The 14021-nt window shown below is 28.9% G+C and carries 13 protein-coding genes; 3 read left to right on the top strand and 10 right to left on the bottom strand.

Going from position 1 to position 14021, the window contains the following annotated elements:
• Positions 1–25 precede the first annotated feature (25 nt).
• Positions 26–532 carry a methylated-DNA--[protein]-cysteine S-methyltransferase gene (locus I2E83_RS15560; protein ID WP_195430778.1) on the bottom strand — a complete coding sequence of 169 codons (507 nt, stop codon included), beginning with the start codon at positions 530–532 and terminating at the stop codon, positions 26–28.
• Between the two features lie 285 nt (positions 533–817).
• Here I2E83_RS15560 and I2E83_RS15555 point away from each other — a divergent pair, with 285 nt between their 5' ends.
• Entirely contained in the window at positions 818–2398 is a 1581-nt protein-coding gene (locus I2E83_RS15555) for a DEAD/DEAH box helicase (protein ID WP_195430776.1), read from the top strand.
• Between the two features lie 56 nt (positions 2399–2454).
• On the opposite strand, the gene I2E83_RS15550 is transcribed toward I2E83_RS15555, so the two are convergent.
• Entirely contained in the window at positions 2455–2757 is a 303-nt protein-coding gene (locus I2E83_RS15550) for a hypothetical protein (protein WP_195266065.1), read from the bottom strand.
• 129 nt (positions 2758–2886) lie between these two features.
• On the opposite strand from I2E83_RS15550, the gene rd reads away from it, so the two are divergent.
• Complete coding sequence (rd, locus tag I2E83_RS15545) at positions 2887–3051, top strand: rubredoxin (RefSeq protein ID WP_195266063.1); 165 nt, start codon at positions 2887–2889, stop codon at positions 3049–3051.
• 33 nt (positions 3052–3084) lie between these two features.
• Here the strand turns inward: rd and I2E83_RS15540 are convergent, their stop codons facing one another.
• The 5 genes from I2E83_RS15540 to I2E83_RS15520 form a co-directional block, all read right to left on the bottom strand.
• On the bottom strand, positions 3085–4563 hold the full coding sequence (locus tag I2E83_RS15540) for an N-6 DNA methylase (RefSeq protein WP_195430774.1): 1479 nt from the start codon (positions 4561–4563) through the stop codon (positions 3085–3087).
• A gap of 127 nt (positions 4564–4690) precedes the next feature.
• Entirely contained in the window at positions 4691–6109 is a 1419-nt protein-coding gene (locus tag I2E83_RS15535) for a potassium/proton antiporter (RefSeq protein WP_195430773.1), read from the bottom strand.
• Positions 6110–6340: 231 nt separating this feature from the next.
• Positions 6341–7465 carry a LysM peptidoglycan-binding domain-containing protein gene (locus tag I2E83_RS15530; RefSeq protein ID WP_195430771.1) on the bottom strand — a complete coding sequence of 375 codons (1125 nt, stop codon included), beginning with the start codon at positions 7463–7465 and terminating at the stop codon, positions 6341–6343.
• 174 nt (positions 7466–7639) lie between these two features.
• Positions 7640–9196 (bottom strand): peptidoglycan-binding protein, encoded by a 1557-nt coding sequence (locus I2E83_RS15525; RefSeq protein ID WP_195430769.1) that lies wholly within the window; start codon positions 9194–9196, stop codon positions 7640–7642.
• Between the two features lie 96 nt (positions 9197–9292).
• Positions 9293–9979, bottom strand: coding sequence for a PHP domain-containing protein (locus I2E83_RS15520; RefSeq protein WP_195430767.1), 687 nt, complete (start codon positions 9977–9979; stop codon positions 9293–9295).
• A gap of 150 nt (positions 9980–10129) precedes the next feature.
• Here I2E83_RS15520 and I2E83_RS15515 point away from each other — a divergent pair, with 150 nt between their 5' ends.
• The gene (locus I2E83_RS15515; protein ID WP_195430765.1) at positions 10130–10888 is read left to right on the top strand and encodes a 3'-5' exonuclease; all 759 of its coding nucleotides are present in this window, start codon (positions 10130–10132) and stop codon (positions 10886–10888) included.
• Positions 10889–10944: 56 nt separating this feature from the next.
• Here I2E83_RS15515 and I2E83_RS18255 read toward each other — a convergent pair whose 3' ends face one another.
• The 3 genes from I2E83_RS18255 to I2E83_RS15500 form a co-directional block, all read right to left on the bottom strand.
• Positions 10945–11745: a MurR/RpiR family transcriptional regulator gene (locus tag I2E83_RS18255; protein ID WP_195266040.1), complete on the bottom strand. Its 801-nt coding sequence runs from the start codon at positions 11743–11745 to the stop codon at positions 10945–10947.
• A gap of 113 nt (positions 11746–11858) precedes the next feature.
• Positions 11859–12512, bottom strand: a complete 654-nt coding sequence (locus tag I2E83_RS15505; RefSeq protein WP_283158576.1) for an N-acetylmannosamine-6-phosphate 2-epimerase — start codon at positions 12510–12512, stop codon at positions 11859–11861.
• Between the two features lie 5 nt (positions 12513–12517).
• Positions 12518–14008: a PTS transporter subunit EIIC gene (locus tag I2E83_RS15500; RefSeq protein ID WP_195266038.1), complete on the bottom strand. Its 1491-nt coding sequence runs from the start codon at positions 14006–14008 to the stop codon at positions 12518–12520.
• Positions 14009–14021: the final 13 nt, after the last annotated feature.

Genomic DNA, 14021 nt, shown 5'->3' with positions numbered 1-14021 from the left:
TTTCCTATATATTCCTTTCGGCTTTCTATCGGATTATATTATTTTCTTCAAATTTAATAAGCTTTTCTTGAATATCTGTATGGTTTCCTGCATATCCTAACAACCTCCCACTTTTACCAGCTACTCTATGACATGGAATTACTATAGGAATAGGATTTGCTCTATTAGCTTGACCTATTGCCCTTACAGCTTTTTCATTTCCAATAGAACTAGCTATATAGCTATAGCTTTTCACTTCTCCATATGGAATTTTTATTAATTCCTTCCATACTAGTTTTCTAAATTCAGTTCCTTCTATATCAAGCTTTAAGTCAAAGTTTCTTCTTTTTCCAGTAAAATACTCATTTAATTGAGTAATTACATCTAAGCATATATTTTTATCTTCTATTAAGTTATTTTTTTTCTTAAATTTGATCCACTCTTCTTCTATTAATTCAATCATTCTTAATCCTTTTACACTCTTCACAATATATATAGGTCCTATTATGCTATCTATTTCATAAAAATATAATTTTTCTCTATTATTTTCCATATTACACCTTCTCTCAAACGTTTACTTATCGCTTTTTCAATATTTATTACAAAATAACTTATTTTACTAGTAAATAATACGAGCATATTTTTGAATTATAGTGTATACTGAGTTAGTTAAGAAAAAATACTATATAGTTATAGTAAAATTTAACAATACTAAAAATCATATTATATTTTTTTATGATTTAAGGAATGTTAAATCATATAACTAATATAAAATCAAAAAATATATATTATATTTAATTATAAATTATTTTAAATACTAAAAGAAAGAGGATTTTGAATGAACGAAATAAAATTTAGTAACTTAGGGCTTAAGGATACCCTTTTGAAATCTATTAATGATTTAGGTTTTGAAAAACCATCACAAATACAAGCTGAGGCAATACCTGTAGCTATACAAGGATACGATCTTATAGGTCAAGCTCAAACTGGTACTGGTAAAACTGCTGCTTTTGGATGTGGAATTATTAATCATATTTCTAAGAAAAGTGGACTTAGCGCTATAATTTTAGCTCCAACAAGAGAACTAGCTATACAAGTTAATGATGAGCTAAAAAGATTATCAAAATATGATGAGTTAACAATACTACCTGTTTACGGTGGAGATCCAATAACAAACCAAATAAGAGCATTAAAAAGAAATGTTAATATTGTAGTTGGTACTCCTGGTAGAGTTTTAGATCATATAAAAAGAGGAACTATAAAGCTGGATGCAATTAAATTCTTAGTTTTAGATGAAGCTGATGAAATGTTAAACATGGGCTTTATAGATGACTTGGAAGATATAATAAAGCAATTACCAAGTGAAAGACAAACTTTATTATTCTCAGCAACTATGCCTGAACAAATAAGAAAATTAGCTAAGAGATATATGAAGCCTGATGCAAAACATATATCTATAAAGAAAACTTCTATGACCGTGTCTAAGATAACTCAAAACTTCTTTGAAGTATCTCATAAGACAAGATTTGAAGCACTTTGTAGAGTTTTAGATTTCGATACTCCATCATCTGCAATTATATTCTGTAGAACTAAGAAGGGTGTAGATGAATTAGTTGAAGGTATGCAATCAAGAGGATATGTTGTTGAAGGTATGCACGGAGATATGTCCCAAGCACATAGATTAAGAACATTAAAGAAATTTAAAGAAGGTTCTTTAAATTACTTAGTTGCAACAGATGTAGCTGCAAGAGGTATAGATGTTGAAGGGATAACACACGTTATAAACTATGATTTACCTCAAGACGTTGAAAGCTATGTTCATAGAATAGGTAGAACTGGAAGAGCAAATAGAGAAGGTATCGCTTACTCATTAGTTTCTCCAAAAGAATATTCAATGTTAAAACAAATAAAATCAGTAACTAAGAGTGATATAACTAGAAAAAATATCCCAACAGTTAATGATATATTTAACAGTAAATCAAAATCAATATTAGAAGATGTAACTAATACTATTAATGATTCTGATTACTCAAAGTTTATTCCAGTAGCAACAGAATTAACTCAAAAGTATGATTCTGTAGAGATTATTGCTGCTTTAATAAAAAATAAATTCAATGATGATTTATTAGAAACTTATACATCTGATGTTTTAGAAGCTCCTAAATCAGAAGATATACGCTTATTCTTATCAATAGGAAGAAGAGATGGAATAAATCCTAAAACTCTAGTTAACTTTATTAAAGATACAGCTAGAATAAAGGCTTCTTCAATAGGTGATATAGATATATTAGAAAACTTCTCATTTGTTAATATAGCTCCAGATGTTAAGGATAAGGTTCTTGATAAATGTATAGGTGTTAGGCTTAATAAGAGAAAAGTAAACATCGAAGTCGCAAATAAAAATAGAAAAAGAAAATAATTAAATAAAAATAAGGCTATTTTAAGCTTGAGGTAAGCGTTAAATAGCCTTTTGTGTTATTTACATTTCTTTTTTATTCCTTCATAAAGATATTTTATATATTCTATATCCTTACCTTCTTTTTCAAGAATACTTATTCTATCCTCTACTCTCTTAATAGTTTCCTTAGCTTCATCAAAATCTTTTTGATTTATACATGCACTTGTATATTCTAATAAATAATCTATCTTTAATACTAATTCTGCTAAATCCTCTCTATCTTCATTTACTAAATCTACTAATAAGGAATATATTTTAGGAGATGTGTCCTTTCTTACACTACTTAGTAAATCATTATTTTTACTAGTTTTTCTTTTCATATCATCACCTCTATCTATAAATGTATAACTCTTTTATATTTTTTTATTATTTATAATAATTTATATCATATTTTAATAATATACCCAATACATTTTTAAATATAAAGGAATTTTAGGAGGTTTATATTAATGCAAAAATACATTTGTGTACCTTGTACTTATGTTTATGATCCAGAATATGGCGACCCAGAAAACGGAATAGATCCAGATACAGCCTTTGAAGATTTACCTGATGATTGGGTTTGCCCAGTTTGTGGTGCTTCCAAAGATGAGTTTGAGCCTTTAGATGAATAAATCATAATAAAAAACAGTCTTAAAGACTGTTTTTTATGTTCTCTTAACCAAATCAAATTTAAACCTATCTATATATAATACTGTATCAGTAGATAAATTAGCAGTATTATTAACTATCTTATCTATTTCTTTTAATGTATCACTAATATCTTTTTCATTTTTAACATTTTCATATGCTAGACTTCCTAAATGAGCTAACTTATTCTTTACTTTATTGTCAAAGTTTAAAAGTGGTATTCTTGATACATATCCTGATGTTATCATATTACTTCTATTTAAAACACCTCTAACTAAATAAGTAACTAAAGTAGAGTTTAAATACGCTAGTAACCAAAATATATCTTTATCTTCGCATATAATGCAAGTATTTACACCAAAAGTGCTTTCCTTAGGTAGCTTGCAAGCTGTAAATTGTACTCCCATTGAAGAGCAAATTATTCCCGTTTTATATAAAAGCTCTTTATTTCTTACTATAAAATTAGGAATACTTTTAGATATATTCATAAAATCTTTATTTATATACATGATTTTATTTGTATAGTATCTATCTCTACCTGGATTCTTATAAAACGGAACTATATATGGCTCCTTCTTTTCTTTTGAAAGATACAATCTATCATTTCCTGTTGATATTCCAGTTATACACTTAAATTGTTCTCCTAGCCTATAAAGCTTAAATAAATCTTTAATCTCATTTGGACATTCTAAGATAAATTCACTGTTATCTATGATATTATTTAACACTATATCCTTTAATTTATATAAATGATTTTCATCTGCTTTTAAAATACTAACTAACTCTTCTCGACTTCTGCATCTATTATTTATGATTATATTTCCTTGATAATTTAATCCCTTTTGTAATATAACTATACTAGTTCTTACTTCCGCTCCTTGCTCTAAAAACAAGTCAGTTGGACACATAGTTATTTCATGTATAGAGCACGTATTCAATATTTTCTTTCTTAGCCCCTCATAGCTTTTAGACGTTAAAAATGAATCATGTGTTATTATTCCTATTACAGCTCCATCCTTAGCCATATCCATTATAGCTGAAATAAAAATTCCATACATATTATGAACACCTACATCATTGAAATATTTCTTTAATTCTTTTTTATTATCTCTTATATATTGAACTTCATGACAATTATAAGGTGGATTTAAAACATAATAATCATAATTTAAATTTTTTATTTGATTATTTGAATTAATAAATTCATAATAATATTTTATAAAATCTGTATTTTCAAAATTACAGTTATATTCTTCTTTATATTTAATGATATCTATACCATAAGTTTCTATGTTAAACTTATTGAAAGGATTAAGCATTTCTTCTCTTCCACAACATGGATCGAAAACACTCTTACCATTATTTTTTACATCTATTACTCGCCTTGTAATATAATCACATATAAAACTTGGAGTTGAATAATAACCTATTTGTCTTTTATCTATAGATAAATCATCTATTATTTTTTCCTTTAATACTTTTTCTTTTCTTCCCATAAACGCTTTCTCCAAATTTAATTTTAGATACTATATTACAAAACAAAACTTTTAATTTATATAGTCCCATAACTTATAATAGTATTATAACAATCCAAATAGCATATTTGAATTTAAATAATATATTTTACTTATTTAATAAACTATCAAAATTATTAGCACTTAAAACTAAAATATCACCCTTATTTATGACGGTAGATCCCTTCGGAACTATAACATCATCTCCACGCTTTATCATTACTATTAATACATCTTCGGGGATATCAGAATCCATGATACTCTTATCAACCCACTTGCTATCCTCATATATATTAACTTCTAAAAGCTTTGTACTTTTATCTTCTTTATAATCATTGAATGTTTTTAATACTGGTACACTGTCATCAACTAAATCTAGCTTTTGCGCTACTTTTGGTATTAATGTCCCTTGTATAGCTACTGAGAATAATGCTATAAAGAACATTATATGGAATATATCATTTTGTATATTAACTCCATAAGTCATAGAGAATATAGCAAAAACTATTGATGCAGCTCCTCTAAGTCCAACCCATGATATGAATATCTTTTCCTTAACAGAATAATTGAACTTACTTAAAATTATAAATGTGGCTAATGGTCTTGCTATTAATATCATAAATAATGATATTGCTATAGATATACCAACTACTTGTGGTAATTTAGATGGGAATGATAAAAGCCCTAAAATAAAGAATAAAGCAATTTGCATTATCCATGACACTCCATCAAAGAAATGGAATAAACTCTTCTTATGAGGTATCTTACTATTACCAATTATAATCCCTGCCATATATACGCTTAGATATCCATTTCCTCCAAGCCATTCACTTACTGCATATGATAATATAGCAATAGCAGTTATAAATATTGTATAGAAACCTTCTATTTCAAAATTAGCACGCCTAATTATATAGACAGCTCCTTTAGCTAATATACTTCCTATTAATATTCCAAATAATATTTGCTTTATTACCATTGGAACAATAGAACCTACCGCTGTGCTAGACATAAATGTTAAAACTATAAGCGTTAACATATATGCAATAGGGTCATTACTGCCACTTTCTATCTCTAATAAGGGTGCAAGTGATCCCTTTAAATTAAGCTTCTGAGAACGTAGTATTGAGAATACTGATGCTGCATCAGTTGATCCAACAACAGATCCTATAAGTAACCCTTCTAATAAACTTGTACCTAATATATAATAACAAAATAACCCTGTAAGCCCTGCTGTAATTATAACGCCTAAGGTCGACATTAATATAGATGGAACAGCTGATTCTTTAGCCATTTTCCAATTGGTACCGAATCCCCCATAAAACATTATAAACACTAATCCTAACGAACATAGTTTACTAGTTAATTCATAATCATCAAAATATATTCCTACAATTCCATCAGATCCAAATAGCATCCCTAACACTATAAAAATTAAAAGCATTGGAACTCCAAATTTGTATAAAATCTTACTGGATGTTATGCAAATTAATAATATTAACCCGCATATAATCATTAATTCAACCATATTACCTCCTTTAAGATATTTATTTTACTCTTTAATTATACACTAAAATTTATAACTATTCTAATTGACTAGCTTTTGTTCATCTTTATAAAAAATTTTAATGGATAATTATATATTACTAAATATTATATGAATTCATTTTTCCAATTGTATAAACTCAATTCATAAAAAATGAACTTACTAATAATTTATATTAAAAGTAAGTCCATTATATTTAATTATTTTTTATTCCTAATTTATTCTAATTGTTTCTCCTGGATATATTAAATTTGGATCGCTTATATTGTTTATTTTTGCTAAGTGTTCCCATGTTGTTCCGTATCTTTGTGCTATTTCTGATAAAGTGTCTCCCTCTTTTACTATATAACTTTTTACTGAATTATTTGATGATCCATTGCTTATTACTATTGTTTCTCCTGGGTATATTAAATTTGGGTCACTTATATTATTTATCTGTGCTAGCCTCTCAGCTGTTGTTCCATACATTTGTGCTATTCCTGATAGAGTATCTCCATCCTTTACTATATAAGTTATCCTTGTCCCTCCTGATGTGCTTCCTGCTGAACTACCTGAACCAATCTTTAGAACTTGTCCTGGATATATCAAATTTGGATCGCTTATATTATTTATTTGTGCTAAATGTTCCCATGTTGTTCCGTATCTTTGTGCTATTCCTGATAGAGTATCTCCAGATTGAACTGTATAAGTTGTAGTTGTTCCCCCTTGATTTGTACCTGGAACATTAGGTGTAACTCCTGATAATAATATCCCATCTGTGAATACATCTAAAGGACAGTACCCACTTATCCCTGGTACAGTTCCTGTTTCAGAATATTGGAATCCTACCCACCTATTCCATATAGGGTTATCACCAGGTGTAGTAACATCATAATTTGCTATCCATAATGGGTATTTTGCTAAGCTACTTGTAAGATTTGTCCTTGCGAAGTGAGTATATGTGTACACTACCACATCTCTTCCTGTAAGTCTTTTAACCTCTTCTAAAAATGTCACACACATGCTAGATAACTCAGATGCTCCATACCCATCTGCTACTTCAATATCTAAAGCCAATCTGCAATTGAAACTCTTTCCTTTTACATAGCTTGAAAAATAATTAGCTTGAGTCTTTGCATCTACTCTTGGTCTAAAGAAATGGTAAAATCCTATTAACATATTGTTACTTCTAGCCCCTGAATAATACTCATCTGCTCTAGGATTTAAATAATAGTCTCCTTCTGTTGCCTTTATATATACAACTTGAACTCCACTATTACTTACTTGATTAAAATTAACCTCACCTTGCCAACTTGATATATCTATTCCTTTGTATTTTCCAGCGCTTATTGATTGCATATCATCCTCTCCTCTAATGTTAGAATTTAAAATATTTTAAGTTATAATATAATATGCAATTATTCTTATAAATGTAATTGATATACTTCCTGTATCTTTATAATAATCATAAATATTCAGCAATTACGCCATATACCTCTCTGTATTTAGTCATCATTACTTTATTTATAGCTATTACATACTTCTCTTTGAAAGTGAATTATATATTTTCAATATTTTATTCCATGTATTTGGTCCAACTATTCCATCCTGTGATAGCTCAAATAACCTTTGAAATGCTACAACAGCCGCTCTTGTTCCATCACCAAATATTCCATCAATTGCTATACTAGGTATATTATATTTATTCGAAATATTCCATAAATAATGCTGTAATTCCTTTACCTTATCTCCTTTTAACCCATACTTCAATAAATAGCCTGGATACTTACCATCTAATCCTATATCGCCTGTGTCTCCTGGGGCTCCTGCATTTCCTGGGTCTTCTTCTGGTTCTTGACCTAATTCTGCTAATCTCTTTACTCCAACATAAATACTAGATATTTTATACCAAGTAGCTCTACCTACAACTCCATCTGAAGTCAAATTAAATACTTTTTGAAATACTTTAACAGCATTTTCTGTTTCCTTACCAAATTTTCCGTCTTCAGGATATATCTTAGGAATAGCAGGGAAATTCTTTGATATCCTATTTAATCTTTTTTGTATTGTTTTAATATTCTCATTTATATCATTAAGTCTCATTACATAACCAGGATATGATTCAGGAACTCCTTCAACAAGCTCAGCTCTTACAAGCTCCTTATCCTGTCCAAAATAATACTTTATTATCTCCAATGCAGACATACCCGAATTAGCCAAGTCTACAGTCCCCCATTGTGATAATCCCTCACATTTTACAGTTGTCCCATTACAATACTGAGCAAAAAATGGTGTCTTATTCCCTATTGTTCTAATATACTGATTAAAAATTTCATCTACTATCTTGCTTATATTCTCAAATATATTTCTATTTTTTACAAAAAATTGATCATATGCAGTTGAATTTGTTATTTGAAATGAATATCCCATATTTCTGTACCATTCTGTATATACCCTATTCAATGCAAAAGAAATCTGGCAATATACATTAGCCCTTATTGCCTCTTCAGGCCAGGTAGGATATATCTCAGAAGAAGCCACATTTTTAATATAGTCTATAAACCTTACTGTAACATTTTCTGCATTTACATTAGGTGCTCCTAAATGAACAGTTATAAATTCAGGTATAAATACATTTGAGAAAGTAAAAGGTGTACTTACTAAACTTCTCTGCATATCCCTAGTTGACTTCTCATCCGGTTGTTGCTCCCGCTTAACTGTTTCTCTATAAGATCTCATCATCCCTAGTTCAACACTTTTCTCTTCCATTTCTATATTTTGTATAGAAGTTATTCCTTCAAATACACTAACTCCTTCTACTATAACGTCCTTATATCCATCAGAAGTAACCCTTATATTGTATATTGAATATATATTTTTACTTTCGCCTTCTTCATAAGGTTCCCTTAACATTCCACTATAAGGTGTATCTACTGATATTAACTCACTTCGCCCACTTATATCAAAAGCATCTTCTTTTTCATAAGCTATGTCTCCAGTTTCTGAATTACTAATAACAATATTTCCTTTTGATATTGGTAATAAATCTTTTACTCTAAACAATCTTACTAATATATTTCCTTTTGACAATCTAACACCTTCTAAAATTATTATTATAGTATTTTATTCTCATAAATTTAAAATGTGCTATAAACAAGAACTAATTTTAAAAATCACAGAATACTATTAATTTAAATTTAATATCTTTAAAAAGTTATCTATCTCTTCCTCTTCTAGATATATTTGTCCTAAAGTTCCATGCTTTAAATCAACTTTTTTTAATGAATGAAAATCAGAACCAGCTGTGTATATTATATTCTTTTCCTTTGTGATATTTATAAAATACTCTGTTTCATTTTCCCTGTTTCTATAATACTTTGCTTCTATCCCATCGAAATTCAAATTTATTATTTGTTCAAAAATCCTTCTATCAAGTAATGTAGGATGAGCCAAAACTACCTTTGCATTATAATGATGTAAAAAATCTATCCCAGCTGAAGTTGATATCTTTCCTCCCTCCGATTTAAAGCTTAGCTTTCCTTTAAAATAAATTTGACATGCCTTGAATTTTCTAGTATTTAAATTATTTAAAATCATTTTAAATTCATCACTTTGATATACTTCATCAGTAAAATAACCTAATATATGAACCTTACTACCCTTAAATCTAGTAGATAACTCTATTCCTGGTATTACTCTTACACCATGTATTTGACCAACCTTAACAGCTTGTTTATTCCCATTTACAGTATTATGGTCTGTTAATGCAATCATATCTACTCTTCTTTCCTTTGCTAACAATACTATTTCTCCAGGTTTTAGCTCACCATCTGATTCCGTTGAGTGAATATGAAAATCTCCTTTCTTGTACATTCCCTAATCCCTTTTGATTACTTATACTTCATAATATTTAAATATATTAGTTTTTGATATACTCTTTATAGAAATTAATATAATTTACATAATAAAATGGCTACAATATAAATATGTGATAAATACTTATAGATTAAGAAAGGATTTTTAATGAATTATATAGTATATGATTTAGAATTTAATCAAAAATACATATCGAGTAATACTAGTGATAGAAATAATGATAAATCCATCGATGCCACTATGAAGCAACTTCCATTTGAGATAATCCAGATTGGAGCTGTAAAACTTAATGAAAACCTAGAAATAATATCAAAGTTCAACGAGCTAGTAAGACCTATAGTTTATACTGATATTAATCCCTACGTGGAAAACATAACTAAAATTAATAAAGATATGCTATCAAACTGCGAAACATTTTCTAGTGTTTATAAAAGATTTTTAAGCTTTATAGGAAATGAGGAGTCAATTTTATGTGTATGGGGAAAATCAGATATAAAAGAATTTATAAGAAATATAAAGTTTAATAATTTACAAGCTTCATTATTTCCTAGTAGATATATTGATGTTCAAAAATATACCTCTAAGTTCTTCACTCTTCAGAAGGGAACACAAATTGGATTGAAAACTGCTGTTGAACTTTTAAACATAGATTTTGAAGATAACTTTCATGATGCTTTTTATGATGCCTTTTATACATATGAAGTTTATAAAAAAATTTATAACCCTTCAATAACTCCTAAAGTATATAATGATAATAATAGAGTAAATAAATCTAAGGTTAAGCTTGATACTAATGCTTTATTTAATCAATTTAGTAAGATGTATAATAAAGAGCTAACTGTCGAAGAAAAATCTATGATAAAAACTGCATATAACATGGGGAGAACTGGACAGTTTATAAAATAACTTTATGTTAGTATTTATGATAAAAAGCTGCTATTAAATTTGATAGCAGCTTTTTATTAGTTATTAATAATTGCATTAATAGTTGTTTGCATTTTATTACTTAAATTAATATCCTTTAACAATACCATAGATATTAAATCAAGAAGATACATTGCAGAAAACTGAGTATTGATAAATTTACTTCTGTCTACAAAATTAGGATTATACACTATACATTTTATATCTGAATATTTACTTATTGTGCTTCCTTCAAAGCCTGTAATTGAAACTATTTTCGCCCCATTTTCCTTTGATTTTCTTAAAGAGTGTATTACTTCTTGTGTTTCTCCAGATATAGAAATTCCTATAACTAAATCATTTTCCGATACTATAGAGCTATTTATAATCATCATATGAGAATCTGAAATACAATGTACATTAAATCCCATTCTTAAAAGCCTTTGCATCATTTCTTCCCCTGTTAATCCTGAGCTACCAACACCGTAAATATATATATTCTTAGCTTTCTTTATTTCATTTACAATCTTGAATATTTCTTCTTTATCAATTAACATCTTAGTTCTTTGTATAACTTCATTATAATACTGATATGTATATGCAAATATGCCATCTTCATCATTTATAGGCACTTCTACCTTATTGGATCCAAGCTTTATTTTCATATCTACAAAGCTATCACATCCGATTTTCTTAGCAAATCTTGTTATTGTGGCACCTGATGTTCCTATTTCCTTCGCTAAATCAGTAATATTTATATTTTTAATTTTATCGGCATGTTGCATAATATAGTCTGCTATGTCTTTTTCCTTACCAGAAAATTCATTATACTTTCTTTGTACCTCACATAAAATATCCACTTAATATCCTCCATAATCTGATATACGTATTAATTTATAATTTATATATTTAGAATAACATTAAAATAGACTAAATAAAAGAGGTAGAGATCTATGCCTCTACCTCATAAGTATTATAATGCTTTTAAAATTTCATCATTGAATTTCTTTGTTATTAATTGTGGTCTTGTTATTGCACTACCAACTACAACAGCACAAGCTCCTTTTTCTAAAGCAAGTCTTGCCTTTTCAGGAGTATCAAAGTTTCCTTCTGCTATTACTTCTGATTTACAATCTTTTATTAAAGCTTCTAACACTTCAAAATTATTCATTCCCTTAGAATGCTCTGTATATCCAACCAAAGTAGTTCCAACATAATGGAATCCTAATTCCCCAGCTCTTAAGCCTTCTTCTATAGTTGATATATCTGCCATAAATTTTTGTTCAGGGTACTTTTTAAAGATTTCCTTTAAAAATTCCTCATCTTGATTTATTGTAGCATCTAAAGCTATAACATCAACTCCAGTTTCTACAAGTTCATCAACTTCCTTCATTGTTGGAGTTATATATGGCTTCATATTTTCATAATCTATTTTTATTATACCTATTACAGGTAAATCAACTTCTTTCTTTATAGCAACAATATCTTGAACACTATTGGCTCTTATACCTATAGCTCCACCTTCCTTAGCTGCTACAGCCATTCTACTCATTATATAAGAGCTGTGTAGTGGTTCATTTGCTAGTGCTTGACATGATACGATTAATCCTCTATCTATTACTTTCACTCTTATTACTCTCTCCCTATAATTTCATTTATTTTTTGCTTTAATGGATCTGCTTTTGCTCCAAATATTGCTTGAATTCCGCCTTTAACTTCTAAAACAGCAGTTGCTCCTAAAGCTTTAATCCTATCCTTATCTACTTTACTTACATCTTTTACAGCTACTCTTAATCTTGTTATACATGCATCGACATCATCTAAATTTTCTTCTCCGCCTAATGCTTCTAAAATTTGAGCTGCTGTTTCATTCATACTATCTTTTGTAACAACTTTAACTTCTTCACTATCTTCTTCTCTACCTGGAGTCATAACATTAAACTTAGTTATTAAGAATCTAAATGTGAAGTAGTATAATGCAAACCAAATTACTCCTACTATTAATACATATATCCAGTTTGTTTTATCATTGCCTTGAAGAACTCCAAATAATGTAAAGTCTATTAATCCACCTGAGAATGTATTACCAATTGATATATTTAGTATATCTGCTATAAAGAATGATAATCCATCAAAGAATGCGTGAACTACATATAACCATGGTGCAACGAATAAGAACATGAACTCGATTGGCTCAGTTATACCAGTAACAAATGATGTTATTGCCGCACCTAAGAATAATCCACCAACTAACTTTCTCTTTGCTTTAGGTACACAATGATACATAGCTAAACATGCTCCTGGTAATCCAAACATCATTGTAGCAAAACGTCCTGCAAAGAATCTTGTTCCTTCTGTAAACAATCCAGTATGGTTTGGATCTGCTAATTGTGCAAAGAATATATTTTGCGCTCCTGTAACTGTTTGACCTGCAACTGTTGCAATTCCACCTAATTCTGTGTACCAGAATAGTGGGTAAATCATATGGTGTAATCCGATTGCTCCTGTTAATCTTAACAAGAACCCATATAAGAATGTTCCTATTGGTCCTAATCCAGATATTGCATTACCTGCTGAAACTAACCATCCTTGGAATGTTGGCCATATTAAAAAGAATATAGCGCCAATAAAAATTGCTGAGAATGAAGAAACTATTGGTACAAATCTTGATCCTCCAAAGAATCCTAAAACAGCTGGTAATTGAATATTTCCATATTTATTATGAAGATATGATACCGTTAATCCAATTACTATAGCTCCAACAACACCTGTATCTATTGATTCAACCGCTGGGTTAAAAGCTGTAATCATTCCTTTAATTGATGCATTCATAACTAAGAATGAAACTGCACCTGCAAGTCCTGCAGTACCCTTATCCCTTTTAGCAAGACCTACTGAAAGACCTATACACATAATAAGTGCTAAATTTGAAAATACTACATCTCCTGCAGATGACATAATTGAGAAAATTCCTTGTAACCAAGAAATATTTAAAAATGGATAAGCTTGTACAGTATTAGGGTTTGATAATGCTCCCCCTATACCAAGTAATAAACCAGCTGCTGGTAATATAGCAATTGGTAACATAAAGGCTTTCCCAATTTTTTGTAATTGCTTGAACATTTATATGCCTCCT

This window comes from Clostridium sp. D46t1_190503_E9 (assembly GCF_015555225.1).
GTDB lineage: Bacteria > Bacillota > Clostridia > Clostridiales > Clostridiaceae > Clostridium.
This window is presented reverse-complemented; position numbering and strand designations above follow the sequence as displayed.